The 24,424-nt window shown below is 66.9% G+C and carries 20 protein-coding genes; 9 read left to right on the top strand and 11 right to left on the bottom strand.

The genetic code is table 11. The annotated features are described in order from the left end of the window. Positions 1 to 41 precede the first annotated feature (41 nt). The 3 genes from BRADO_RS28705 to BRADO_RS28695 form a co-directional block, all read right to left on the bottom strand. The gene (locus tag BRADO_RS28705; protein WP_085972825.1) at positions 42 to 1,634 is read right to left on the bottom strand and encodes an OprO/OprP family phosphate-selective porin; all 1,593 of its coding nucleotides are present in this window, start codon (positions 1,632 to 1,634) and stop codon (positions 42 to 44) included. Between the two features lie 232 nt (positions 1,635 to 1,866). Then, positions 1,867 to 3,516 (bottom strand): MFS transporter, encoded by a 1,650-nt coding sequence (locus tag BRADO_RS28700; RefSeq protein ID WP_012029704.1) that lies wholly within the window; start codon positions 3,514 to 3,516, stop codon positions 1,867 to 1,869. Further along, positions 3,503 to 4,633, bottom strand: a complete 1,131-nt coding sequence (locus BRADO_RS28695) for an HlyD family secretion protein (protein ID WP_012029703.1) — start codon at positions 4,631 to 4,633, stop codon at positions 3,503 to 3,505. Before BRADO_RS28695 ends, BRADO_RS28700 begins: the two co-directional genes overlap by 14 nt. A 503-nt stretch (positions 4,634 to 5,136) precedes the next feature. Between BRADO_RS28695 and galE the strand changes: the two genes are divergently transcribed. Continuing rightward, positions 5,137 to 6,132, top strand: a complete 996-nt coding sequence (gene galE / locus BRADO_RS28690; RefSeq protein ID WP_012029702.1) for a UDP-glucose 4-epimerase GalE — start codon at positions 5,137 to 5,139, stop codon at positions 6,130 to 6,132. Between the two features lie 32 nt (positions 6,133 to 6,164). Here galE and BRADO_RS28685 read toward each other — a convergent pair whose 3' ends face one another. The 4 genes from BRADO_RS28685 to BRADO_RS28670 form a co-directional block, all read right to left on the bottom strand. After that, positions 6,165 to 6,494, bottom strand: a complete 330-nt coding sequence (locus BRADO_RS28685; RefSeq protein ID WP_244422909.1) for a hypothetical protein — start codon at positions 6,492 to 6,494, stop codon at positions 6,165 to 6,167. Between the two features lie 113 nt (positions 6,495 to 6,607). Next, positions 6,608 to 8,062 (bottom strand): dihydropyrimidinase, encoded by a 1,455-nt coding sequence (gene hydA / locus BRADO_RS28680; RefSeq protein WP_012029700.1) that lies wholly within the window; start codon positions 8,060 to 8,062, stop codon positions 6,608 to 6,610. 132 nt (positions 8,063 to 8,194) lie between these two features. Next, positions 8,195 to 9,448 (bottom strand): acyltransferase family protein, encoded by a 1,254-nt coding sequence (locus BRADO_RS28675; RefSeq protein ID WP_012029699.1) that lies wholly within the window; start codon positions 9,446 to 9,448, stop codon positions 8,195 to 8,197. A 94-nt stretch (positions 9,449 to 9,542) separates the two neighbouring features. Further along, positions 9,543 to 10,703, bottom strand: coding sequence for a helix-turn-helix domain-containing protein (locus tag BRADO_RS28670; protein WP_012029698.1), 1,161 nt, complete (start codon positions 10,701 to 10,703; stop codon positions 9,543 to 9,545). A 181-nt stretch (positions 10,704 to 10,884) separates the two neighbouring features. Between BRADO_RS28670 and BRADO_RS28665 the strand changes: the two genes are divergently transcribed. Then, positions 10,885 to 11,373 (top strand): hypothetical protein, encoded by a 489-nt coding sequence (locus tag BRADO_RS28665; RefSeq protein ID WP_244422908.1) that lies wholly within the window; start codon positions 10,885 to 10,887, stop codon positions 11,371 to 11,373. Positions 11,374 to 11,586: 213 nt separating this feature from the next. Here the strand turns inward: BRADO_RS28665 and BRADO_RS28660 are convergent, their stop codons facing one another. Beyond that, the gene (locus BRADO_RS28660) at positions 11,587 to 13,212 is read right to left on the bottom strand and encodes an ABC transporter substrate-binding protein (protein ID WP_041757085.1); all 1,626 of its coding nucleotides are present in this window, start codon (positions 13,210 to 13,212) and stop codon (positions 11,587 to 11,589) included. 365 nt (positions 13,213 to 13,577) lie between these two features. Beyond that, positions 13,578 to 14,192, bottom strand: coding sequence for a TetR/AcrR family transcriptional regulator (locus BRADO_RS28655; protein ID WP_083795069.1), 615 nt, complete (start codon positions 14,190 to 14,192; stop codon positions 13,578 to 13,580). Positions 14,193 to 14,294: 102 nt separating this feature from the next. Between BRADO_RS28655 and BRADO_RS28650 the strand changes: the two genes are divergently transcribed. The 4 genes from BRADO_RS28650 to BRADO_RS28635 all read left to right on the top strand — a co-directional run bounded on the left by BRADO_RS28650 (position 14,295) and on the right by BRADO_RS28635 (position 17,753). Next, on the top strand, positions 14,295 to 14,993 hold the full coding sequence (locus tag BRADO_RS28650) for a PspA/IM30 family protein (protein ID WP_012029694.1): 699 nt from the start codon (positions 14,295 to 14,297) through the stop codon (positions 14,991 to 14,993). Positions 14,994 to 15,057: 64 nt separating this feature from the next. Further along, positions 15,058 to 15,333: a YiaA/YiaB family inner membrane protein gene (locus BRADO_RS28645; protein ID WP_012029693.1), complete on the top strand. Its 276-nt coding sequence runs from the start codon at positions 15,058 to 15,060 to the stop codon at positions 15,331 to 15,333. Positions 15,334 to 15,552: 219 nt separating this feature from the next. Next, complete coding sequence (locus BRADO_RS28640; RefSeq protein ID WP_012029692.1) at positions 15,553 to 16,557, top strand: hypothetical protein; 1,005 nt, start codon at positions 15,553 to 15,555, stop codon at positions 16,555 to 16,557. Further along, complete coding sequence (locus tag BRADO_RS28635) at positions 16,557 to 17,753, top strand: hypothetical protein (RefSeq protein WP_012029691.1); 1,197 nt, start codon at positions 16,557 to 16,559, stop codon at positions 17,751 to 17,753. Before BRADO_RS28640 ends, BRADO_RS28635 begins: the two co-directional genes overlap by 1 nt. Here BRADO_RS28635 and BRADO_RS28630 read toward each other — a convergent pair whose 3' ends face one another. After that, a complete protein-coding gene (locus BRADO_RS28630) occupies positions 17,754 to 18,602 on the bottom strand; it encodes an SDR family oxidoreductase (RefSeq protein WP_012029690.1) in 849 nt (282 codons plus the stop codon). A 146-nt stretch (positions 18,603 to 18,748) separates the two neighbouring features. Beyond that, complete coding sequence (locus BRADO_RS28625) at positions 18,749 to 19,138, bottom strand: winged helix-turn-helix domain-containing protein (RefSeq protein ID WP_012029689.1); 390 nt, start codon at positions 19,136 to 19,138, stop codon at positions 18,749 to 18,751. A gap of 100 nt (positions 19,139 to 19,238) precedes the next feature. Here BRADO_RS28625 and BRADO_RS28620 point away from each other — a divergent pair, with 100 nt between their 5' ends. From BRADO_RS28620 to BRADO_RS28610, 3 genes are all read left to right on the top strand, one after another. After that, the gene (locus BRADO_RS28620) at positions 19,239 to 20,363 is read left to right on the top strand and encodes an alkene reductase (RefSeq protein ID WP_012029688.1); all 1,125 of its coding nucleotides are present in this window, start codon (positions 19,239 to 19,241) and stop codon (positions 20,361 to 20,363) included. A gap of 149 nt (positions 20,364 to 20,512) precedes the next feature. Continuing rightward, complete coding sequence (locus BRADO_RS28615) at positions 20,513 to 22,177, top strand: thiamine pyrophosphate-binding protein (protein WP_012029687.1); 1,665 nt, start codon at positions 20,513 to 20,515, stop codon at positions 22,175 to 22,177. Positions 22,178 to 22,974: 797 nt separating this feature from the next. Continuing rightward, entirely contained in the window at positions 22,975 to 24,357 is a 1,383-nt protein-coding gene (locus tag BRADO_RS28610) for a M20 family metallopeptidase (RefSeq protein WP_012029686.1), read from the top strand. Positions 24,358 to 24,424: the final 67 nt, after the last annotated feature.

Below are 24,424 nucleotides of genomic sequence, written 5' to 3'. Positions count from 1 at the left end.
AGATGCCGGGCCTTCATCGTCAAGAGCGCGTCCTGCGTGCCTCAGAACGCCACCTGGGTGCGGAAGCCGACCGCGTCGAACTTCGAGCCCGTGTTGACCGTGCTGGTCGCGCTCGCCTGCCGCGCGATGTCGCCATGCAGGTAGTTGAGCATGAAGCGGATGTTGCCGCTGACGTACCAGTTGAGGCCGGCGGTGTAGATGTTCTGGCGGCCGCCGGCGATGCCGGCCGCGGTGGCGAGCTGGTCGTTGAGATCGACGGTCGAGAACCGGCCGGCGATTTCCCACGCGCCCCAATCGCCGGACTGCCAGGCGAACGGGCGCGCCGGCGTGATGCCGGAATAGGAGGCCGTCGCCGGGTTGTATTTGTGCCGCTCGCCCGTCAGCACGTAGCTCGCCTCAGCATAGCCGCCGTCCAACTTCAGGTTGCGCGCGCCGAACGGCGGCAGGCCGGTATTGGCGCCGCGCTCGACATTGTACCAGTAGTACTCGCCCTGGAAGAAGAACGAGCCGTAGGTTGCGGCCGCCTCGATGCCGTACACCTGGGCGTTCGAGACGTTGGCGATCGCACCGGTCGAGATCAGCGTCGTCGGATCGATGCGCAGCTCGGGCCGGTCGCTCAAGGTGAGCGTCTGTGCGCCGGTGACGGTGTTGCGCGCCGGCTGGATCAGGTCCTCGAAATTGCCGCCGAGATGCAGCGAATAGTCGGAGCCGCTGACGAGCTGTCCGGCCGCGCGCGCGACCACGCCATATTGTTCGGTCGAGCCGTTGGGGGTCACGCTCGAATAGGAGTGGATCTGGCCCGTCGTCGGCCCGGTGACATAGGCGCCGGCCCAGAACGTGTCGTTCCACCAGCGGCTGCCGATGGCGGAGCGGAAATCGCCGGCCGCGATGTTGGTCGCGATCACGTTGGAGGAAGCACGCTCCATGAACAGGATGTCGTTGGAGCTCGTCGCCTCGGCGAGCGTCCACGGCACGTCCATGATGCCGCCTTCGATGGCCATCTTGCCGCCGAACGGCCGGATGCCGGTGTAGCTCAGATAGGCGTTCTCGATGCCGGAGACGCCGCCGCCCGGCAGCGAGCCGGCCGCGGTGCCGCCGAAGCCGTCGGACGTGCCGCCGAAATCATAGACCAGGGCGTAATTCCAATCGCCGAGGAATTTGCCCAGCACGCCGATGCGGGCGCGCCGGACGTTCTCGCCGTTGTCCAGGCGTTGCGGCGCGGTCGCCGCGCTGTTCGGACGGAAGTCGTAGCCGCCGACATCCCAATGCACGCGGCTGGTGAGCGAGATGCAATTCTGCTCGTCCGCGGTGCAGATCGTCGGCCGGTTGTTCGGCATGGTCACGACCACGCCCGACGGCGCCACCGCGCCCTTCACCGGGATCGCCGCATTGGCATTGGCCACCGCGGTCTTGATTTCCGCCTTGGCAGTGTCGGCCTTGGCGCTCGCGCTGGCCGCGGCCTGGGCGTTGGCCGATGTCTGCCTCTGCAGGCGATCCAGCTTCTGCTCCATCAGCCGCAGCTGCTGCTTGAGCAGCGCGATCTCGGCATCGCTGCCGTTGCCCGATTGCGCCTGTGCTGATGAAGTTGTCAGTGTTCCGATCACGGCCAACGCCGCCGCGGCATGCTTGCGCATGATGTCAAGTCCCCGTTGTTGTTTGATCCGCCCTGCCGTCAACGACTTTAGGAATCGCAGATGAACGCAGTGCGACAGCGTGGCGGTGATCGGGCATTCAGGTGTTTCAAACAAGTCGGATTTTCGAGTTCCATGCGAGGATGATCATCATTTGATCAACTGCTCGCGGATCCGTCTGTCGCGAATAAGCAACAGATGATTAGTTGTTAGTCACGCTGGCCCGGAGATTATCTTATGTGAATCTTGCGGCGATGCGCTTCACCCAGCCTGCGCCGAAGCGGACGGGGGTCGGGGAGAACGGACCCGGCGGCGCGCGCGTGATCAATGCGACCAGCCCGAGTGCGGTGATCGCGAGCCAGAAGCATAGCCAGAACGCATCGAGATAGGCCAGCACATTGGCCTCGCGCTGGACCTCGGCGGCCAGCGTCCCGATCGCGCGGGCCTTGGCCTGGGCGCCGCCGTGGGCGGTGAAAAAGCCGGTCAGCCGCTGCAGCGCGCGGGCGACATCGCCGTCGCCGCGCTGGATGTTGAGGCCGAGAGTGGCCGAATGCATTTGCTCGCGCACCCGCAGCCACGTGCCCATCAGCGCGACGCCGATCTCGGCGCCGCCGAGCCGCATGATCTGGATGTAGGCGGCGAACGAGGTCGCGCGCGCCGGATCGGAGTTGGACAGCGCCAAAATGATGATCGGCAGCAGGGTCAACGCTTGACCAATCGATTGCAGTACCACGATGACGATGAAGTCCTCGCGCGCCCAGGCGTGGGTCAGCTGCGTGCCCATCAGATTGGCCGCGGCGAACGCGCTGAGGCCGAACACGACGACGATGCGGGGATCGAGATGGCGCAGCATCGCGATCGAGAGCGGGACCAGCACGAGCATCGGCAAGGCGCCATAGAGCAACAGCAGCGAGCCGCTCTGCTCGGGGCGCAGTTGCGTGATCGTAGCGAGGAAGTTCGGCACCAGCGACGCGTTCGACAGGCTGGTCAGCGTGTACAGCAGAATGACCGCCAGCGAGAGCCCGATGTTGCGCGAAAGCAGCACGTTGACATGCGCCCATGGCTGCGGCGCCAGCGCCTCGTTGACGAGAAACAGCACGAACAGCACGGCGCCGCCGGCCAGCAGCGCCACCACCGTGCCGGATTGCAGCCAGTCGAGCCGGTTGCCCTGATCGAGGCCGGCATAGATCATCGACACGGCGCTGCCGAGCAGCAGCATGCCGCCCCAGTCGGCGTTCTCGAGCAGCGTGCGATTGACCGGTTCGCTCGGCGTCCCGAGATAGACCATCAGTGCCATCAGGGGGGCCAGCACGACGCCCTGCCAGTACAGCCACTGCCAGCCGAGATGCTCGACATAGAAGCCGACCAGCGACGTCGAGGTGTCCAGTGCGACGCCGACGCGGATCGAGTAGATCGAGATTGCCGGCAGCCACCAGCGGATCGGCAGGTTGCGGAAGACGATCATCAAGGTTGCCGGCACGAAGGTGCCGAGCAGCATGCCGTGGATGATCGCGAGCGTGATCAGGGTCGGGTAGTCGCGCACGAACGGAATGATGAGCGACACCGCGGCATAGATCAGGCTCGGAACGCCGAGCACGCGGCGCAGGCCGAACGCCGTGGCGAGCCAGGCCACGGCGGGCGCGATGAAGATCTGCGAGCCGATCGCGGCGGTCGACAGCCACGCGCCCTGGTCGAAGCCGAGCCCGAACGCGCCGCGCAGATCGGGCAAACCGACCGAGGTGAGACGGCTGTCGAAATTGGCGAGGAAGGAGCCGAGCAGCACGGCGCCGACCGCGAACAGCGGCTGCGGCGCGACGCCGCCGCGCGACAGCGGTCCGCGATCGGCGGCGCTGATGCTCTCGCTCGTCGGGTCACTTGCCGCCATCGGCAGCGCCCGCGGTGCGGATGTGGGTCACCACCGACATGCCCGGCAGCAGGCGCGCGAGCAACGGCTGATCGGCATCGAGCGCGATGCGCACGGGAATGCGCTGCACGACCTTGGTGAAATTGCCGGTCGCATTGTCAGGCGGCAGCAGCGCGAATTGCGAGCCGGAGGCCGGCGCGATCCGCTCGACCCGGCCGTGCAGCTTCTCGCCCGGAAACGAGTCCACGGTGACGTCGACCGGCTGACCGGGCGCGACATGCGTGAGCTGGGTCTCCTTGTAATTCGCGATGATGAAGACCTGCGGCAGCGGCACCACGGCGATCAGGCTGCTGCCGATGTTGACGTAGTCGCCGGTCTGCACCTGGCGCTGACCGACGACTCCGTCGAACGGCGCCGTGATCTTGGTGTAGCCGAGCTTCAGCCTGGCGGCGGCCAGCGCCGCTTTGGCGCCGGCGAGGTCGGCGCCGCGCTGCGTCTTGGTGCCGGTGAGCACCTCCAGCTGATGGCGCTGCGCGGCGATGACGGCGCGGCTGGCGCGCACGTCTGCCTGCGCCTTGGCATAGGCGGCGGTGGCTTGCTCGAGCCGTTGCCGCGTGCCGGCCTCGGTCTGCGACAGCGACTGCTGGCGCTCCTCCTCCTGCCGCGCCTGCACCTCGGCGGCGCCCGCCGAGACCTGCTGCGCCTCGGCCTGGGCGATGGTCGCGTATTGCAGCTCGATCTGGTTGCCGAGATTGTCAAGCGCCGCCTGTGCCGCCGCGACATTGGCCTCGGCCTGCGCGACCTGCGCCTCGTAGTCGGCCGGATCGATCTGGATCAGGATGTCGCCGGCCTTGACCTGCTGGAAATCGCTGACCGCGACCTTCAGCACCTCGCCGGCGACGCGGCTCGAGAGCTGGGTGAGGTCGGCGCGGACATAGGCGTCGTTGGTCGACTGCGTCGTGGCGTTGCCGGTCCAGGCGTCCCAGCGCGTCGTCGCGAGCGCCACGAACCCCAACGCAACGATGACGGCCAGCAGCGGAATGGCGAGGCGCGCCCAGAGGCCGGGCGACGCAGCGGGCGAGGGCGGTTGCGGCGCTGCCGCGCGCGACGCCGCATCGACGTTGCTCGTTTCACTCACGATGCGCCCTCCTGCATCACGTTTCGACGCCGGACTATTGCTACCTCATTCTGCGTCCCGCGCCACCTCGACTCCGGAATGGCGCCTGCGCGCGCACACCGATGGAACCGGGTGGATCGCGGTCGTCGCCACGCGAAGACAATCTCAGCACCGCCCCGATGCAGGATTGTTCCAGAACGCGACACCGAAGAGCTCCGCTGTTAACGCTCGGAACGCGGCTGGAACGAACCGCGTCCGAATCGATTGCGAATCGCGGTACGATACTTGTTCACTGCCAGATCTCGTCGCTCCGCGTTGCGGCTCTCTATATGCAGTGTTTGCCCGGTCCGCTCTCCTACGAATGACGCCACGACGGTTAACCGGTGAGCGACGAGCGCAGCGAACGCCGTCCGGCGCCACCTTGCAGGTAGTTGAATTTGCTCCGACTGCAACGCTCGCTTATGGTGCTTGGTATTTGGCGCTCAGCTTCATCCATTGATTGCAGGTAAAGGGCATAACGACTCATGAGTACGAAAGGCGCGATCCTGATCGCCGGCGGCGCCGGCTATATCGGAGCTCATTGCAGCAAGGCGGTCGCCGAAGCCGGCTTCACGCCGGTCGTCTATGACAATCTGACGACGGGCCATCGCGGCTTCGTGCAATGGGGGCCGCTGATGGTCGGCGATATCGCCGACAGCATCAAGATCGCGAGCACGATCCGGCAATACGACGTCAAGGCGGTGATGCACTTCGCGGCCTGGAGCGCCGTCGGCGAGTCGGTGGCCGATCCGCAGAAATATTACCTCAACAACGTCGCCGGCACGCTGGGCCTGTTGCAGGGCATGCGCGAGGCCGGCTGCACGCGGCTCGTGTTCTCCTCGACCGGCGCAGTCTACGGCAATGCCGGGCGCGAGCCGATCCCGGAGAGCGCGGCGGGGCCGACCGTCAATCCTTACGGCCGTTCCAAATACATGATCGAGCAGATCCTGGCCGACTATCGCGCCGCCTACGGCTTCTCCGCCACCGCGCTGCGCTACTTCAACGCCTGCGGCGCCGACGCGTCAGGCACGATCGGCGAGTTGCGCGATCCCGAGACGCATCTGATTCCGCGCGCGCTGATGGCGATCCTCGGGCACGTGCCCGACTTCGCGATCTTCGGCACCGACTACGAGACACCTGACGGCACCGCAGTGCGCGATTACATTCACGTCGACGACCTCGCCGCCGCCCATATCGCCGCGCTCGGCCGGCTGCTGGAAGGGGGTGCCGGCGGCGCCTACAATCTGGGGACCGGCAGCGGCTATTCCGTGCGCGAGATCGTCGATGCGATCCGCAACGAGACCGGCGAGCAGGTGCCGCTGGTTTATCGCGAGCGCCGCGCCGGCGATCCGCCGATCCTGGTCGCCGATCCCACCCGCGCCGAGCAGGAACTCGGCTTCAAGGCGCGCCGCTCCGATCTCGGCCACGTCATCCGCTCGGCCTGGGCCTGGCATCAGAAGGCGCATCCGCGCATCGTCTGAGCGCGACGTGTCCGCGCCTGTCGCGGGACAGGTTACGCCGCCGCCGGCGGCGTGTGCGCGAACGCGTCCATCACGATCATTTCCGCGTGCTCGTCGTCGACAGACCAGCACCCGATTTCCGCGTGGTCGCGGAAGAAGTGCACGCTGTGGACCGGCGAGCGGACGTCGTCGCCGCGAATCATCCGGAGCAGGCTCTGCGCCACGCGGCAATGATCGCCGGGCAGCCTGAGATCGAAGAATGCGTCGCCATAGCCCGGCAGGATGGTGCCGGCCGAATCGCGAACTTCCATGCGCAACTGTGCCATGCTCGCATTTGACGACAGCAACAGTTTCCGCCCGGTAAATGCCGCCGCGCCGGGCATGATTCGCGCGACGATCTGAGGCGAGCAATTCGCCGCTGCGCCTCCGCCGACGATGACAGCGGAGGGCGGGATGGCCGCGGATCACTTCCGACAGGACTTCGGAAGCCGATCGTCTAGGGCGTGACCATCTCGCGCGCGACGGCGCGCGGCGCGGTGATCTCCTTCCAGGTGGAATTGGCGACATGCACGGACGGAAAGGCCGGCCGCTCGACATAGCGGCCGTCGCCGGCTTGCGCGCGCAACTCGCCGTCGCGCCAGGCGATGCGTCCACGCGACACCGTCATGGCGGGGCCGCCGGTGCAGGTGAAGCCTTCGAAGACGTTGTAGTCGATGCGGCTGACCTGACGGCTGGCGCGGATCGTCTTGTGGGCGGCCGGGTCCCACACCACCAGGTCAGCATCGGAGCCCGCCATGATCGCGCCCTTGCGCGGGAAGATATTGAGGATGCGCGCGATATTCGCCGAGGTGACCGCGACGAACTCCTCCTTGGTCAGCCGTCCGGTGCCGACGCCGGCCGTCCACAGCAGCGGCATCCGGTCCTCGAGCCCGCCGGTGCCGTTCGGAATCCTGCGGAAGTCGCCGCGGCCGAGGCGCTTCTGCGCCAGCGTGAAGGCGCAATGATCGGTCGCGACCACCTGCAGCGAGCCCGATTGCAGTCCGGCCCACAGGCTGTCCTGATGCGCCCGGTCGCGGAACGGCGGCGACATCACGCAGGCCGCGGCATGGTCCCAGTCGTCACGGCGATATTCGCTGTCGTCGAGCAGCAGATGCTGGATCAGCGGCTCGCCATAGACGCGCTGGCCGGCGGCGCGGGCGCGCGCGATCGCCTCGTGCGACTGGCGGCAGCTGGTGTGCACGACATAGAGCGGCGCGCCCGTCATGTCGGCGATCATGATCGCGCGGCTGGTCGCCTCGCCCTCGACCTCCGGTGGGCGCGAGAACGCGTGGCCCTCCGGCCCGTCGATGCCGCGCGCCAGTATCGCCTCCTGCATGCGTGCGACGACGTCGCCGTTCTCGGCATGGACCAGCGGCATTGCGCCGAGCGCTGCGCAACGCGCGAACGAGTTGTACAACTCGTCGTCATTCACCATCAGCGCGCCCTTGTAGGCCATGAAATGCTTGAAGGTGTTGATGCCGTAGGTCTTGACCACCACCTCCATCTCGTCGAACACCTGCTTCGACCAGGAGGTCACGGCCATGTGGAAGCCGTAGTCGGCCGCAGCCTTCTCCGATTTGCGCCGCCAGTCCTGATAGGCCGCGAGCATCGACTGCCCGGGGTCGGGGATGCAGAAATCCACCACCATTGTGGTGCCGCCTGACAGCCCCGCCTTAGTGCCCCATTCGAAATCGTCGGCCGACACCGTTCCCATGAAGCCGAGCTCGAGATGGGTGTGCGGATCGATGCCGCCAGGAAGCACATAGCAGCCATCGGCATCGATCACCTCGGCCGACAGCGGCGGCTCGATCGCGGTGCCGACGGCAACGATCGTCCCGCTTTGGATGAGCACGTCGGCGCGGCGGGAATGATCGTGGTTCACCACCGTGCCGCCACGGATGAACAGGGACATGGGCTGGCCTCGCGCTCGTCGCGACGCAGTTGCAGGACGCCGCATCTTGAATCTAGCGCGGCCGCGCCGACTCGCGCTGATCAAAATTTGACCAGGAGCGGCGCGGCAGCAGGCATCGGGGATGCGTCGGCGCTACGTGCGCACGGAATCGCCGATGACAGGCATCGGTGCCGCTGGCCGATTGATGCGCTTGCCGTTCAGCATCCGGCCCAGGACGGTATCGCGTACGAGCCAATGATAGCTCGCCAGCATGGTCGGCATCGCCACGAGCAGGATCAACGCGTATTTCGCCGGCCATGGCCAGTCGAGTTGCGACACCGCGACCTGCAGCGCCATCACGATCGGCAGGTGGATCAGATAAAGCCAGTAGGAGGCATCGGCGAGATAGCGCCTGGCGGGGCTGAAGCCCGCCATGAAGCGCAACGCCAGCCCGATCGCCGCGAAGCTCGTGGTCCAGATCGCCAGCGCATAGACGATCGCGCCCGCGAGCCTGAGGGTTGAGAGGTCGACCGGTGCGGCCCAGACGCGCCGGGCCACCATGGCGACGCCGAGCGCCAGCGCGAAGCTGAGGCCGGTCAGGACGATCGCTGCGGCCGCGTTGAACATCCAGCGCTGCTCCAGCACCTTCAGCAGCGCGATCTGCCGATGCAGCAGCCAGCCGACCGCGAAGGCGGTGCCAAAGCCGATCCAGGCCTGCCCGTTGGTGATCAGCGACTGGTCCGGCGTGCGCACGCCGATGAAGCCGACCCATCTCGGATCGAGGCTGAGCGCGATCATGATCGGCAGCGCGAGGATCGCCGGCGCGAGCCGGCTGTGCATGATCCGCGCGAACAGCCGATCGGCCGCCGCATGCCACCGTCCGTCGGTGTCGATCACGGCCACGCCCCAGCGCAGCAGCAGCGCCGCGGCGTAGAGTTCGATCAGCACGTAGAGAAACCACAGATGCGTCAGCGGAAAGCGCGGCAGATCCGGCGGCCAGCCGCCCATGCTGGGCACCGGTCCACCATGTGGAAACTGGCTGGCCCACATGACGACGACAGCCATCGGCACGAACAAGATCGGCCAGGTGACCACCAGCGGCAGCGCAATTCTCAGCAGACGGTCCTTGACGAAGCCCGTGACGCCGCGCCGGTGCAGGCTCATGCGGGCGAACAGGCCGGCCATCAGGAAGAAGGTGGTCATCCGGAACACGTGGATGACGAAAGTCACGATGCCGAGCATCGCGCTCGGATGCGTGTCCTCTATGAACCAGGTCCGCGTTGGTCCCGGCGGCACGAACGAGATTGCCGAATGCAGCACGATGCCGAGCAAAAGGGCGATCGCTCTGACCGCATCGAGCGCATGCAGCCGTTCGGACGTGGAGGCAGGTGAGGTGGTGCTGGGCATGAAATCCTCGCGAGCGACGAAACGGTGCCTTTCACCCTTGCGTCCGCCAGCCCTTGCGTGTCGGCCGGATCGCGAATTCGGCCAGCCGAATCTTTCAGTCGGCTTGCCGAATCTTCAAATCGGCCGTCGTGGCCGGCGCCTTGCGGCGGAATTCCGTCGGCGTCATGCCCGTTGCCGCCTTGAAGGCGCGGTTGAACGGTCCGATCGACTGGAAGCCGGCATCGATTGCGATCGTCAGCACCGGTACCTCGCGCTGGCTGGGATCCGCCAGCGCGGCCTTGGCATCGTCGATCCGGTAGCGGTTGAGAAAGGCGTTGAAGTTGCGGTGGCCGAGGCCCTCGTTGATCGCCTGCCGCAGCCGATATTCCGGCACGTTGAGCTTGGCGGCGAGACCGCCGATCGACAGCCCTTCCTGGCGATAAATTCGCTCGGCGGTCATGAGATGGTCGAGCCGGCGCAGCAGCAGCGGTGCGACGACCGGGCGCGGGTCGGCCGGCCCGGCGGCTGGCGTCTCGTCGGAGATGCCGGCCGTCACGACGACCGGACTCGCTAACGCCGCGGCGGCGTTCGCTCCGAAAAGCATCCAGCTTGCCAGCATCGCCAGCGCGCAGAGCGTCAGCGCGCTGATCAAGCTGCCGACTCCGCCGGTGTTGGCGACGAGCCCGAGCGGCGCCACGGGCAGTGGCAGCAGAGGCGGCCCCGCGACGAAGACGATGAAGCCGAGGTTCAGGACGACCACGGCCATGCGCAGCAGCCGGCGCCGCGCGATCAGGTCGTCACGCCAGGTCGACACCGTCTGTACGATCGCGAGCAGCGATAAGACGAGCGCCACGGCCGACAGGCCCTTGGCGCAGACCTTGGTGACGGCGGGCCACATCGGCCAGCTCAGCGACGCCGTGAAGCCGAGCGCGATCACCGCCAGCCAGACCGCGCCGTGCCAGCGCCGCAGCGTAAACTCGTCGTCGAACGCCGCGCGCGCCCATAGCCAGAACACCACCGGCTGCGCCGACAGGATCGGCAGCGTCCACCAATAGGTGGATGCCGGGACGAACGGCGCGGTGGCGATGGCGAAGCCGGCGCCGCCGGCCGACATCACAAGACCGAGAATGGCCAGCGCATTTGCAGGGCGCAGCCTGATCAGCACCAGAACGATCATCGTGAACAGGCCACTCGCGGCGCCGCGCAGCCCGAGATCAATCGCAGTGAGACCGATGTCGTGCACGCCTGCCGAGCTCCGTTGTGGCAACCCGGCCATCTTGCATCCTGAGCGTGCCGTCGACAATGCCGACGAGCTAAAGGAAGGTGCAACCGTGAGCGGATTGCGGCGTCGGCGACTCCGAGCTGCGAGGATGTTGCGGGATCGAAAGCGGTTAGGCTAACTTCACCCATGCGAGAACATGGATCGATCTCGTGTGCGCGATCGCCTATCACGACAAATGAGCATCAGCGGCGTGTTCATGGAGAGGCGAGAAGCGATGTGGATTGTTCTGGCGTCGGCCGTGCTTTGGTCGTCGATCCGGCCGGCCGTCGCGGGGCTGGACGACTTCAAGGTCGCCGCGATCGAGGTTGTCGACGACTATGATCCGGCCGACATCAGTCCGATGGGCCATCGGCCGCGGCCGCTGATCAAGGTGACGCTGTCCTCGGATGTGGACCTGCGGGACTTTGCCAAGGATGGCTTTCATGTTGGCGTCAACGTCGGTGTTTGCCTGCAGGGCAGCTTCACCATCGACGAGACCAAGAACTTGAGGGGAGCGTATGTCTACGACACGTCCGGCAATCTGATCGAGCATCGGGTGATCGTGTCACCCCCTGCGTCCCAGCATGCTTATCACTTCTATGTCGCCGTTGCATTCAGGCCTCTGTTCGAGCCGATACCGGGACAGCTTCAGCCGTTTTCATGGGACCTTCGCACGAGGCCGTAAGACGTCTGCTTCGTGAGCAGGGGCGGTACCATGCTCGGAACGCGCTTTGCGACGAATCTCGTGATGATCCCGGCAACTGATATTACTGAGGCCATCGCGCGCAGTGAGCGTGCGAAGTAGGCCGCCGGCGCCAAGAGAAGCGTCATTCGAGATCGGCGCTGACCGCCCCTCGCCATGGCTGCCGTGCCGCCCGATGGACGTCGGCCGGACCTGCTAGTCCAGATCGATCGCGTGATACTGCCCGGTCTTGTCGAGCTGGGTGCCCCAGACTTTGTGCAGCGCCTGGTGGTCGGAGGGGCCGAAGCTCACCTTGGAGCCGACGCCGAGCTCGTAGTTCTGCATCGCCTCGAGATTGGTGACCAGCGACTCGGTATCGAGCGCGGGACCAGTCCGTCGCAGCCCCTCGATCAGGATATTGGCCGTGAGATAGGCTTCCAGCGATGTGTAGTCGGCCGGCTCGCCCGGAAAATACTTGGCGAGCGCCTTCTTGTAACTCAGCGTGACAGAGGCGTAGCCGTCGACGGCCGGGGTGACCTGGGTGCAGATCACGCCATCGGCATATTTGGGTCCGAGCACCATGAGCTCGCCGGCGAGCCCCGTGCTGCCGACGCCGGAGATCGTCGCGTAGATCATGTCGGGATAGAGGTCGCGGGTCTTTTCGATGAACTTCGCAGCGGCCCGGAAGGTGGCGACGAGGACGACGGCCTTGATGACAGGCCGCTGCCGCTTCAGCTGCGCGATGGCCTCGTCGACATTGACGGTGTTGCGGTTGTAGCTCATGCGGAAGATCTCGCCGGCATTGCCGCCGCGCAGCCCGCGCATCGCCTTGACAACGCCGTCCCAGCCGGCATCGCCATAGGCGTCCTGCTGGGTGAGTACGCCGATGTCCTGCGGACGCAGCCGGCGGTTCTTGACGAGATAGCGCACGATCGCGTCGGCCTCCTCGGCATAGCCAGCCCGGTAGTTGAAGACGTAGCGGTCGGGCGGATCCCGTCGCAGCGAGGGCGCGCCGGTGAAGGCGCCGAAATACAACGCATGGCGCTCGAGCGCGTAGGGGACGGAGATCAGCGCGGTCGGGCTGCCATAGTTCTCCACGAAGCCGAACACCTTCTGCTGCTCGTAGAGGTCCTTCATCGCATTCAGCGTTCGCGTCGGCTCGTAGGCATCGTCGGCCGTGGTGAGCTTGAGCTGACGGCCATGCACGCCGCCGTCCTCATTGACCTGCGCGAAGGCGAGCTCGATGCCGAGCTTGAGCTGGCGGCCCATCTCCCGGGCTGGGCCCGAGAACGGAGCGGCCATGCCGAAGCGGATCTCGGTGTCGGTCACGCCCTGGACCGCGGGCTGCGCGCTGGCCTGCGCGGCCACGGCCGCATTGGCCATCCGCGTGTCGAACTTCGGCACACGGTCCTCCTCCCTCAGGCGCGCGCCAGCATCGGGAGCAATCGCGGGAGCGGCGTTCGCCGATGGCGCGTCTTGCACCTGGGCGAACGCCTGCGAAGCGCGAATCGAAACCGAGGGGACGCTCGCGGTCGCTGTCGCGTCCGTGCTGCTGTCGGCGGCGACCGAGGCAGGCCAACGGATCGGCAGCTTGATCGCGGCAAATCCGGCCACGCCCGCGGCTATAACGACGAGTCCGAGGATTCTGAACACACCGAACGAGCGTCTTTGCCGCGGCGCTGGCGGCAGTTCCTGCACGCCGAAGCGCGCGGCGAACTCCGCGGGCGTCGGCCGGTCGCGCTCGTCGCGCCAGGCTGGTTCATACAGCGCACGCCGGTCATCATCGTAGCCCGGGGCGAAGGGCGGATCACGGTCGTCATTAGGCGCACGCAAATGTCTCACGAATTCCCCCTCGCCTCGCGCATCCCATCTTTATTGGCGTTTTCTTCCTGGGATGCGGCGGCCATCCACTGCAGATGCTGCCGGCCTGACGGCCGCGGCCATGCAGCCAGCCGGTGCAGACCTGACGAACTAACACTCATCGTCGAGTGCCGGTCGATCGGCAAGTTCCCGATAAATTGTCTGGAACAAGTCCGAACGTTGCCATGATAGTGCGAAGCAATGCGGCGTTAGTTTGTTCGCGCCACCCTTGTGGACAGGCGTGATCGATCAGGCGGCGTCTCCCCGAGACGTCATCTCATTTGATAGTTGGGAGCGCCGGACGCCGCTCGCGTCCGGCATGGCAGAGCCGTGTCAATCTTGCCTGGCTAAGCGGTCTTTGCCGCCGACACGAGTCCCGTCACCATGGCCTGCACCATGGTTGCGATCTGCTGGCGCAAGGCTGCGAGCGGTACCGCGATCAGCTTCTGCTCCAGACCGAGTGCGACCATGCCGTGGACCGCGGAGAACAGGCTGCGCGCGGTGACGCTGATGTCATCGAACGAGCGCTGCGGAAACAGCGCGGCGAGCGGCTGGTGGATGTGGCGGAACAGATGCATCTGGTCGGCGATCGCCCAGTCGGGCAGCGGCTTCTCCGGCGGCATGCGGTGCTCGAACAGGGCGCGCCAGAGCTCCAGATTGTGAGCGGCGAAATCGCAATAAGCGATGGCGATGCGCACCAGCGCGCCTTCCGAGTCGGGTGGTCCCGCGCTCTCCGCTTGCGACAGCTCGGCGTCGAGCCGGGCCAAGGTGCGCGATCCGACCATCAGCACCAGTTCGTCGACATCGGCGACGAGATTGTAGACTGCGCCGTTGGCGACGCCGATCTCCTGGGCGAGATCGCGCGTCTTTAGGCCCGCGAGCCCCTTGGTCCGGATCATCCGCTCAGCGGCCTCGATCAGGGCCTCGCGCTGTTTCGCGCGTCGTTCCAGTGTTTTAGACATCATTAACCAAAATATTGAGCGACGCTCAAAAATTCTCTTGAGCAACGCTCAGGGTTGCGCTATAACAAACCTATGAGCGATGCTCATAACAGGGAGTTCACAATGTTCAAGACCGTTCTGACGCTGTTTCGGGGCACCGTCGCCGTCGCAGAGGAGGAGCTGCAGGACCGGACCGCGCTCTTGATCCTGGATCAACAGATGCGCGACGCGGCGGCGGCTGTCGAGCGCAGCAAGCGCGCGCTGGCGCTGGCCACCGCCCAGGACCAGCAGGAGGGCAGGCGGCTGGAGGCGACGCTTGCGCGCATCACCGATCTTGAGGTGCGCGCGACGGCCGCGCTCGATGGGGGCCGCGAGGATCTCGCGCGCGAGGCCGCGCAGGCGATTGCCGGTCTGGAGGCCGAGCGTGATGCCGCCAGGACCGCGCGGGCGCTGTTCGCCACCGAGATCGCGCGGCTGAAGCGGCATGTCGCGAACGCCGAGGCGCGGATCGCCGAGCTCGATCGTGGCCGCCGCATCGCCCGCGCCGCAGAGGCCGTGCGCAATCTGCGCCGCGGTGGCATCGAGGCGGCGCGTCCCTACGAATGCACCTTGCCCGAGGCGGAGGCGACGCTGAAGCGGCTGCGCGAGCGGCAGATGGAGGCGCAGGCCGCCGACGAAGCCCTGATGGAGCTCGACGCCGCCAGCGGCCCGATCACGACCGCCGAGAAGCTCGCCGAGCAGGGCTTCGGCCCGCGCATCAAGACCACCGCCGATGATGTGCTGGCGCGGCTGAAAGCCGCCCGCAGCGCGCCGGCGAATTGAATTCTCGTCACGACGATCTCCACCCGCTTCCGTCCATCAACGTCAATCATCACAGGAGCCGACCATGAACCAGAACGTCCAGCCGCACTCGAGCGCCTTCATCAGCTTCGCCTACGCCTCTTTCGGAGCTTCCGCCTTCCTCGTCGCCCTCGGCGTGTTCTTCATGCCGATCGATCTCTGGATGAAGGGCTATCTGACGATGGGCATCGTGATGCTGGTGCAGACCTGCGTGACCTTGACCAAGACGCTGCGCGACCGCCACGAGAGCAGCAAGCTCGTCAACCGCATCGAGGACGCCCGCGCCGAGCGCCTGCTGATGGAAGTGTCGAAGGCGGCATGACGACGTGGCCTCCATCATCCTCGAGACGCCCCCTTGAGTCTTGAACCACGAGGTCCGTGATGGCAGGCGGTGGATGCGGCGGCATCCGCCGCCTGCCGTCGTTCAACGCGCGTTTACCGTGACTGACGCTTCGTCGCCGACCGTGGCCACGCATTAACGCCAGCGGGGCAAACATCGCGACGAGCAAGCCGTTGGCGGCCACGCCGAGCGAGGAAGGGAATGAACGTCGTCGCAGCCGCCAAGCGCATCACCGGCCATGTCGGTTTCTGGCTCAGGGCGCTCGGCCAGGAGGCGATGGACCTGTCGCTGCGCACCCACGCGGATCTGCGCACGCGCATCGTCGAAAGTCCGGGAACGACGCTGGACGATACGGCATTGGCTGCGCTGGTGGCCGATCTCCGTGCCGTCGCCGGCAACACGCTGCCCGCGGGCGATCTCACCTACGGCATCTTCTCAGGCCAGCGCGAGGCGCTCGCCCGCGCCATCATTACGCTCGTCTCCGACGCCACGACGGGCCGGCCGATCGCCTTCAACGCGCTCGCCGTCATGCAGGTCGCGCGCGACGGCGAGACGCAGCAGGTGATCCATCTCGGCCTGGTCATGGTCGATCCCGACGCGCGCGGCAAGGGCCTGTCCGGCGTACTCTACGGCCTGACCACGCTGCTGCTGTTCATCCGCGACGGCTTGCGGCCGAAATGGATCTCCAACGTCACCCAGGTGCCGGCGGTGGCCGGCATGGTCTGCGAGACGTTCTCCGACGTCTATCCCTCGCCGCAGCCGGAGGCGCGGCAAAGCTTCACCCATCTGCAGCTCGCACGCGGCATCATGCGGGCGCACCGTGCGGTATTCGGCGTCGGCGACGAGGCCGGCTTCGACGAGACGCGCTTCGTCATCACCAATGCCTATACCGGCGGCTCGGACGCGCTGAAGAAGCGCTTCGACGAGGCGCCGAAGCATCGCGACGACATCTACAACGGCTTCTGCGCGCGCGAGCTGGACTACGACAGGGGCGACGACCTCTTGCAGCTCGGCCGCATCGATATGGCCGCCGCCCGACGTTATCTCCTGCGCGAGATTCCCTCCGGCTCGCTGCCCGCGCTGCTGGCGACCTCGGCCGTGCTGGCGCTGCAACGGATGATCCTGCCGCTGCTGCACTGGCTCGACGACAGCAGAACCTTCGGCATCTTGCGGCCGCGGCGGCCGTCCGGCGAGGCCGCGCCATGATGCCGGTCGTGATCGCCGATTCCGTCGTCAATCTCTGCGGCGCCATCGGTCTTGCGGTGGCCGCCGCGATGTTGCACCGGCGTGACCCGAGGGGAGCACTGACAGCACGGCTGGTCGCTCTCTTGGGGCTGGTCGCTGTGCTGTTCCTGCTGCGCGGCATCGCCTGGTGGAGCGACAATGCCACGCTCGACCGCATCTCGCTGATCCCCGCTGCGCTGATCCCGCTCGGCGCGCTCGCCGTCACCGAGGGCCTGCTGCGCCGGCACGCCCGTCGCGGGCTGAAGCTTGCCGCGCTGCTCGGCGGCGCCGCGCTCGCCGCGGCCGGGGCGCTCGGCCCGGTCGAGCTCGAGACCCATCACACCGCGGTGCTGTCGGCATTCCAGCTCGCCGGCTTCGCCATCTGCGCGTTACTCCTGCTTCGTCGCGACCAAGCGAGCCTGCTCGCGTGGGAAAACCGGGCGATCGATCGCGTCGCGCTCGGCGCGCTGATCGTCATTCCCTTCATCATCACCGATTTCCGCGTGCTTGCGCCGGACATGCCGGTGCGGCTCGGCGCGCTCGGCGCGCTGCTCGCCGTGACCGCGATCCTGATCGCGGGCACGAGCTCGGAGGCGCAGCGCCAGGGCGTGTGGCTGACGGTGCTGCGGATCGCCGGCGCGGCCGTGCTCGGCGCGGCCGCGGCAGCCTTGTCTCCCGATGTCGACGCCGCCCAGTTGTCGCGCTTCTGCGCGGTTGCGATGGCCGGCGTGCTCACGATCGGGCTGCTGGGCGATGCCCTGCGCGCCGTGCTCGAAGCCCGCGAGCCGGGCGTGCTGGATTCGATCGGCGCCTCGGGCGCTGCCACCCGCGACGAGCTGATCGCCGAATTGACCCGCCAGCCGATCTTCGAGAGCGCGCGCCGCTATCGTGAGGATTCGCTTGCAGCCTTCGATCCGCCGCTGCTGCGGGATTTTCTCGCCGCACGCCGCGTGTTGCGCCGGGCCGACGCGCCGTGGGGGCGGGCCGCCACCGATCCGGCCGTCGAGCGCATGGTGGCGCTGATGGACGCGCGCCATGCGACGCATGTCATCGTGCTGTCGCACCAGCCGGTCGATCTCATCGTGCTCGCGGTGTCTGTGATCGCGGCCGACCCGGCCACCGAGACCGCGCTCGCGCTGGTCAGGCGCCTGCTGGTGCAGGCGCCCGAGACGTCCTGATCACTGCTTCACGAACGCCGCGAACGCCTCCGCGTAGTCCGCATGCCAGCGCGAAAGCGGCGGCCGGTTCTCGACGATGTCGCCGGCGGCCCAAAGGATGCGCCGCTCGTCGAGCGCGCGCGGCACGTCGTTGTCCGGACACAGTACGTAGAAGTCGCCGGCCTGCACGCGCTCCAGCATGAAGTCCACCGTCTGCTCCGGCGTCCACGCGGCAGCCGGCTTCTCGACGCGGCCGTTTGCCGTAAGCGGCGTGAACACGAAGCCCGGAATGAACAGATGCGCCGTCACCTGGCAATCCCTGGTGTTGCGCAGCTCGTGCTGCAGCGCCTCGGTGAACGCCTTCACGCCGGCCTTGGAGACGTTGTAGGCGGGATCGCCGGGCGGCGTGGTGATGCCCTGCTTGGAGCCGGTGTTGATGATCAGCGCCGGCCGCCCTTGCGCGATCATGCCGGGGGCGAACACCTGCGAGCCATGGATGATGCCCCACAGATTGACACCGAGAATGCGCTGCCAAGTCTCCTCCGGTCCGAACATCCTGCTGCCCGGCTGGATGCCGGCATTGTTCATCAAAACATCGACGGCGCCGAACCGCTGGCGCACGGCTTCTTCGAGCGCGGCCACGCTGTCGCGGCTGCCGACGTCGACCTTCGCCGTCATGATGGCGGCCCCGCCGCGTGTCGCTTCCGCCGTCACTTGGGTGGCGGCCTCGCGGAGGCGCGCGTCATCGACATCGGCGATGCAGACATTCATGCCGCGTGCGGCGAAGCGCTTCGCCGCGGCGAGGCCGATGCCGGAGGCGCCTCCGGTGACGACGGCTGTTTGATCGGGGGACAAGGCAGGGTGGGACACGGGCAGGCTCTCCGGCAAGGATGATGACGACATTTGTCTATGACGTTCTGGCGCGGCCGCAAGATCATCGCGTCAGGTCATGACAGGTCTTCGCGGCTGCAACGCAGCCCGCAGCTTCCGGTTGCTGCCCTGTCGCGTCGGCCGGGCTACGACGCGGCCTTCTCGCCGCGTGCCTTCCTCGGCTTCTCGATCTCGCTGCGAAGTGCGGCGAGATCCTTCTTCACCGCGTTCGCGGCATCGCGCTCGATGCGGCGGTAACGTTCGACCAATTGCGCGCCGAACGCGGTCAGCGCAGCGCCGCCGCCGTTCCGGCCGCCGGTCTGCCGCGCCACCGCCGGCTGCCGGCAGACCCGGTTGATCTCGTCGACGAGGTCCCAGGCGCGCTTGTAGGACATGTCCATGGCGCGCCCGGCCGCCGAGATCGAGCCGTGCTTCTCGATGTTCTCCAGCAGCGCGATCTTGCCCGGTCCGATCCGGCTGCCGTCATCGAGATCGATGCGCAGGCTGAGGGAGGGCAGGGCGTTCGCTTTCGGCATGGAGGGTCTGCTCGGACTGAGGTGGCGCGGACATTGCCACCATCATGTTTTGCGAACAAGATGATCCCAATCGACAAACACAACGTCCTCAGGGGGAGAAATGCTGCCTGCGCTGTTTTCGCCGCTCACGATCGGTCCTTACCATCTCAAGCATCGCGTCGTGATGGCGCCGCTGACCCGCATGCGCGCCGCCAGGGAGACGCTCGCGCCGCGCAAGCTCAACGTGGAATACTATGCGCAGCGCGCGACGCCGGGCGGCCTGATCATCGCCGAGGCCTCGCCGGTGCTGCCGACCGGCACCGGCAGTCCGAACGTGCCGGGCATCTATAGCGAGGGGCAGGTCGCCGGCTGGAGACAGGTGGTCGACGCCGTCCACGCCAAGGGCGGACTCATCTTCCTGCAGCTCTGGCATGTCGGCCGTGTGTCGCATTCCTCGTTCCAGCCGGGCGGCGCGCCACCGGTGGCGCCCTCGGCGATCGCGATTCCCGACGATCTCAAGGCGATGACGGCGGACGGCAAGGGCGCAGCCTATGAGACGCCGCGCGCGCTCGAGACCGATGAGATTCCGGCGCTCGTCGCCGCCTATGGTCAGGCCGCGCGCAATGCGATGGCGGCCGGCTTCGACGGCGTCGAGGTGCACGGCGCGAACGGCTATCTGATCGAGCAGTTCCTGCAGACCCGCAGCAACCAGCGCACCGACCGCTATGGCGGCTCCATCGAGAACCGATGCCGCTTCCTGATCGAGGTGACGGAAGCCGTGATCGCCGCCTGCGGCGCCGACAAGGTCGGCGTGCGGCTGTCGCCTTACGGCATCGCCAACGGCTCCGGCGAGGCCGATCCGATGCCGCTGTATACGCACGCGATTGAGGCCCTCAACAAGCTCGGCATCGCTTACCTGCACCTGATCGAGCCGCGCTCCTCCGGTGCCGGCCGCGCCGATGTCAACTGGCAGAACGTGCCGTCGGCGATCGCCCTGTTCCGGCTGGTCTGGAAGGGCGTGCTGATCGGCGCCGGCGGCTTCACCGGCGAGCCGGCGGAGGCCGCGATCCAGGCGGGGCATGCGGACGCCATCGCCTTCGGCCGCTACTTCATCAGCAATCCGGACCTGCCCGCCCGCCTGCAGCACGGCTGGCCGCTGACGCCCTACAACCGCCCGACCTTCTACGGCGGCGAGGAGAAGGGCTACACGGACTATCCGGTGTATGACGCGACGGTGACGGCATAGTCCGCAGCTCTCTCCGTCGTCATTGCGAGGAGCGCAGCGACCAAGCAATCCAGAGTCGCGCGCGCCGCCCCTGGATTGCTTCGCTTCGCTCGCAATGACGGGGAGAGCCTGCAATTACAAACAACATCGCAGCCCGGAGGAAACGCACCATGAAAAACCGCACCACCGGACGCTCGGCCTTTCTCGCGCTGCTCAAGGACGAGGGCATCACGCATCTGTTCGGCAACCCCGGGACCACCGAGCTGCCGGTGATGCATGCGCTGAAGGACCATCCCGATCTCACCTATGTGATGGCGATGCAGGAGAGCCTGGTGGTGGCGATCGCCGACGGCTTCAGCCGCGCCTCGGGACGGCTGGTCGCCTGTAACGTCCATGTCGCGCCGGGGCTCGGCAATGCGATGGGCTCGCTCTACAACGCGCAGTTCACCGGCACGCCGATGATCCTTACCGCCGGCCAGCAGGAGCAGAGCCACGGCCTGATGGAGCCGCTGCTTTATGGCCCGCTGGTGCGCATGGCCGAGCCGCTGGTGAAATGGGCGGTCGAGGTGACGCGGCTCGAGGATCTGCCGCGCATTGTCAGACGCGCCGCCAAGGTCGCGACCACGCCGCCGACCGGACCGGTGTTCATCTCGCTGCCCGGCGACATCCTCAACGCCGAGGCCGGCATCGAGCTCGGCCGCGCGACGCGGGTCGATGCCCGCGTGCTCCCCTCGGCGAGCGCATTGCAAGCATTGGCGCAGCGCATTTTGAAAGCCCAGCGGCCGGTGATCATCACCGGCGACGAGATCGTCAAGAGCGATGCGCTGCGGGCCGCCGCCGACTTCGCCGCGGCGATCGGCGCGCCCGTGCATCAGCAGTCGGCGCCCTATGGGGCGCATTTCCTCTCCGAGCATCCCTGCTACATCGGCTCGTTGTCGCGCACGCAGAAGCAGGTGCGCGACCTCCTGGCGCCGCATGATCTCCTGATCGTGCTCGGCGCCGATCCGCTGCGCATGTCCGTCCACAGCGAGACCGAGCCGCTGCCCGAGGGCCTGCCGATCGTCCAGATCGGCCTCGTGGACTGGGAGCTGGGGAAGAATTTCGGCGCCGAGATCGCGCTCAAGGCCGACGTCCGCGAGACCTTGCTGCAACTGACGCCGCTGCTGCGCGCGCTCGGCGGTTCGGCCCTGCAGGCCGCCGCGCAAGCGCGCATCGCGGAGCTGTCACCGAAGAACTGGAGCGCCCGCCGCCGCACGCTGACGACGCAGATCGAAGCCGCGCGCGAGCGGACGCCGATCGATCCGGACTATCTGGCGCTGCAGGTCGCGCAGGCCGTGCCGGAGCATGGCATCCTGGTCGACGAGGGCCTGACCTCGGCGCGCTACATGACGGCGTTGTGGCCGTATCGCGACCGCTACAATTATCACGGCCTCGCCTCCGGCGGCATCGGCTGGGGCCTGCCGGCCTCGGTCGGCGTCAGCCTCGCCAATCCCGATCGCCCCGTGGTGTGCTACTCCGGCGACGGCAGCGCGATGTATTCGATCCAGGCGCTGTGGACCGCCGCCCACCACAAGCTTCCGCTCTCGGTCGTCATCGTCAACAATGGCGGCTATCGCATCATCAAGCAGCGCCTGCTGTCGTTCCACGGCGACGACAACTACATCGGCATGGATTTCGTCGACCCGCCGGTGGATTTTGCCAGCCTGGCAAAGTCGCTCGGTTGCGAGGCGCTGCGCGTCAGCGATCCGCGCGAGCTGAAGCCTGTGCTGTCGGAGGCCTTCCGCCGCCCCGGCACCAAGCTGATCGAGGTGATGGTCAGCAACGCGGTGAATTGAAGAGCGCGAACTCCTTCCCCTCATGGTGAGGAGCGCCGCTTGCGGCGCGTTCGGGCGATGCGCTTGCATCGCCCTGAGAACCATGAGGCCACGGTCCGGGCCTCGCCCTTCGAGACGCACGCCTGCGGCGGGCTCCTCAGGGTGAGGGTTCAAAGTTCGTATGGAGCGCGTCTAGAACCGTGAGACTCCAGGCGAATTTCGCTTTACGAATACCCGAATATATGCTTTATTTCCGAAATCCCGCCTCACACGGAGGGGCGCATCGCGATCGTCACGACTCGCGAGGTGGGGATGCGACGGCTGTCGGTATGCCGCAGCGTGGGGAAGCCTGCGCGGACGAACGGCATCTGGCGGACGCAAAGGCGTGTGGTCCTGGCACCCCGACGCTGGTGCCAAGCTGGCGGGCGATGATCCTGCCGGCGACGGTGGCTATCGAGCCGGACACCGGGGAGAGCGCGCTATACGCGTAAAAACCGTCGCGCGGGGAATGCCGGGATGACCGGCTGAACCTGTGGTGACTGCCGCCTGCTTTTTTTCTGCAGGCGGGCCATGGGTGAGGCCTTCACCCGGCATTCCCCGCGCCCTCCGTTGATCGAGGGTGTTCAAGGCGACAAGCTCGGATGCGCAATTGCATCGCGAGAACGAGGGTGCGCGTGCCGGTGTTCATGCCAAGGCGCGAGACGGGCGGTTCCGAAATCCGAGACCAGGCCGATGCTCTACTGAATTCAAAGCCAGCCCCTTCCGCTGGCCCCATGATCCCGATATGACGCCGCCTTCGTCGTGACTGGAAAAGCGCCATGACCAGGATTGATGCAATCGCCCGTGCCCGTCAGAGCCTGACCAGCGGTGACTTCCTGGCCGAGCTCGGCCGCCGCGTCGCCTATCGCACCGAGAGCCTCAATCCCGAGCGGAAAGAGGAGCTCGCATCCTATCTCACCAACGAGCTGACGCCGTCCTTTGCCGAACTCGGCTTCACCTCCGAGCTCGTGGCCTCGCCGAGCGGCCGCTCGCCGTTCCTGATTGCAACCTGTCATGAGAGCGACAGCGCCCCGACCGTGCTGAGCTACGGCCATGGTGACACCGTCGACGGCATGACCGGCGAATGGCGTGACGGCCGCGATCCCTGGTCGGTGACGCCGGCGGGCAATCGCCTTTATGGCCGTGGCACCGCCGACAACAAGGGCCAGCACAGCATCAACATGGCGGCGCTGCGCGCGGTGCGCGAGGCCCGCGGCGGCAAGCTCGGCTTCAATGCCAAATTCATCATCGAGATGGGCGAGGAGATCGGCTCGCCGGATCTCGCCAAGGTGGCCGACCTCAAGCGCGAGGCGCTCAAGGCCGACGTCTTCATCGGCTCCGATGGCCCGCGGCTGTCGACCGCGCGTCCCACCATCTTTCTCGGCTGCCGCGGCGGCATCCGGCTGCATCTCGACGTCAATCTGCGCGAGGGCGGCAATCACTCCGGCAATTGGGGCGGCGTGCTCGCCAACCCCGCCACCATCCTCGCCAATGCGATCGCGACGCTGGTCGACGGCCACGGCCGCATCAAACTGGAGTCGCTGAAGCCGCCGCGCCTCACCAACGCGATCCGCGCCATCCTCGCCGACGTGAAGGTCGAGCCGACCGCCGACGAGCCGGCGCTGTCGGACAATTGGGGCGAGGAAGGTCTGACGCCGGCGGAGCGGCTGTATGCCTGGAACACGCTCGAGGTGCTGGCGATATCCTCCGGCAATATCGACAAGCCGGCGAACGCGATTCCGGGCCGCGCCCGCGCCGTGCTGCAACTGCGCTTCGTGGTCGGCACCAAGGTCGACACCATCGTCGAGGACGTGAAGGCCCATCTCGTCGCACACGGCTTCCCGATGATCGATGTCACCATGACGCAAGGCTTCGCGGCCTCGCGCGCCGACATCGACAGCCCCTGGATCAAATGGGCCGCGGACTCCATCAGGATGAGCACCGGCAAGCCGCCCGCCGTGCTGCCGAACTTCGGCGGCTCGCTGCCGAACGACGTGTTTGCCGACGTGCTGAAGATGCCGACCATGTGGGTCCCGCACTCCTACCCCGGCTGCTCGCAGCACGCGCCGGACGAGCACATTCTTCTGGATGTTACGGAAGAGGCGTTGGGTTTGATGGCGGGACTGTTCTGGGATCTGGGCGAGTTGCGGAAGCCGCTGTGAGTTGGGGAGAAGGATGAGAACACCTCGCTTGGAGCCGGTGGTGCTGATCGCTCACTGCTTGAGACGG

It is taken from the genome of Bradyrhizobium sp. ORS 278 (assembly GCF_000026145.1).
Taxonomy (GTDB): domain Bacteria; phylum Pseudomonadota; class Alphaproteobacteria; order Rhizobiales; family Xanthobacteraceae; genus Bradyrhizobium.
The sequence above is the reverse complement of the archived record's forward strand: the minus strand, read 5'-3'. Positions and strand labels throughout refer to the sequence as shown.